This window comes from Vibrio sp. YT-15 (assembly GCF_033337445.1).
Lineage (GTDB): Bacteria > Pseudomonadota > Gammaproteobacteria > Enterobacterales > Vibrionaceae > Vibrio > Vibrio alginolyticus.
This window is the reverse complement of sequence record NZ_JAWOQR010000129.1, coordinates 1-1155: the sequence shown is the minus strand read 5'-3', so window position 1 is coordinate 1155 and position 1155 is coordinate 1. Positions and strand designations below refer to the sequence as shown.

Genomic DNA, 1155 nt, shown 5'->3' with positions numbered 1-1155 from the left:
AACGTATGATCAACCAGCTTCAAAGTGATGCTCAGGATGCAGTAAGCGCGATGGAAGCTGGCAAAGCGGTCACATTTGAGGGTGTGGCTTCGACGGATGAAGCGGTAGAAGTGCTGGTGAATATCTCTGAGCGCATTACGGATATCTCCGATCGAAACACGCAAGTTGCGACGGCAACGGAAGAGCAATCTACCGTGGTTCATACGATCAATCAGAATATTGAAGAAATCAACGCAATCAACGAGATGACAACTGCAACGGCGGAAGAGTTGGCTGGCGCAAGCCGCGATCTTCAAGAGCTTTCATCTCGCCTAGATAAGATGGTTGGTAGCTTCAAACTCTAGAGTTGGATAGAATAGACGAAGTTGAACAGTTTAATGACTATATTTAGGTAAGTACTATGAACGACTTCGAAAAAGAACTAGCGCAGATTTCTCAAGAAGCTGCAGAGGAGCCAGAAGTAAAGCTGCCTTCGCTAGAAGAGCAAAAAGCCATTGCGGCTGAGCTTAAAAAGCTAGAAGCAGAAGGCAAGTTAACGCCAGAAATTTTGGAGCAATACTTCGGCAAGTTTAATCAGAAAAATTCTGTTCCGGTTCATTAATAAAAAGGGAGTGTTTACTCCCTTTTTTCATTTGTAAAATTCATCATTCCTTCAATTTACTAAGTCACAAGCGCGACTTCTACTCATCATTTTCTAATCGGATAGCTTTTCTCTACCATTTCTCCCTACATCATGTTGTGACTTAAAAATTATTGACACTTCAATAGTTTACTAATTAGTACTAGGGATTTTCATACTTGACAATGCTCCCGCTCTATCTACTCTATTGCATATTTCAATCTAAACTACTAAAGGAATGCGAGCAGGATGGAGCATCAAACTACAAGGAATGTCATCTTAATCACGGAGGGCAGTCTACAGTCATCTCTCTTAAAGGATGTTTTGGAAACGAAGCTCGGTATTAACGTTCTACTGATCACTCCCGAAAATCTTGCTAGCCCATTTGTTAGAAATCGACCTATATCAGCGATTGTCCTAGATTACAGCGTTATCACAGATGAAGTGTTTGCTCGTTATATGGAATTTAAAACCCCCAATTTAACTGGAACGCTTGAAATCCTCATCAACTGTGACAAATCTATCTCAACGGATGA

1 protein-coding gene and 2 pseudogenes are annotated in these 1155 nt (G+C 41.2%); all 3 read left to right on the top strand.

Annotated elements, in window-relative coordinates:
- Nucleotides 1-344 (top strand): annotated as a pseudogene (locus R7D93_RS25790) (methyl-accepting chemotaxis protein); the annotation flags it as partial.
- Nucleotides 345-400: 56 nt separating this feature from the next.
- Entirely contained in the window at nucleotides 401-601 is a 201-nt protein-coding gene (locus tag R7D93_RS25785; protein ID WP_005462979.1) for a chromosome segregation ATPase, read from the top strand.
- Nucleotides 602-868: 267 nt separating this feature from the next.
- Nucleotides 869-1155: pseudogene (locus R7D93_RS25780) on the top strand (helix-turn-helix transcriptional regulator); the annotation flags it as partial.

Bases quoted from the DNA above. Each gene is read 5' to 3' on its own strand.
- R7D93_RS25785 (WP_005462979.1), top strand. From the start codon at position 401: ATGAACGACTTCGAAAAAGAACTAGCGCAGATTTCTCAAGAAGCTGCA.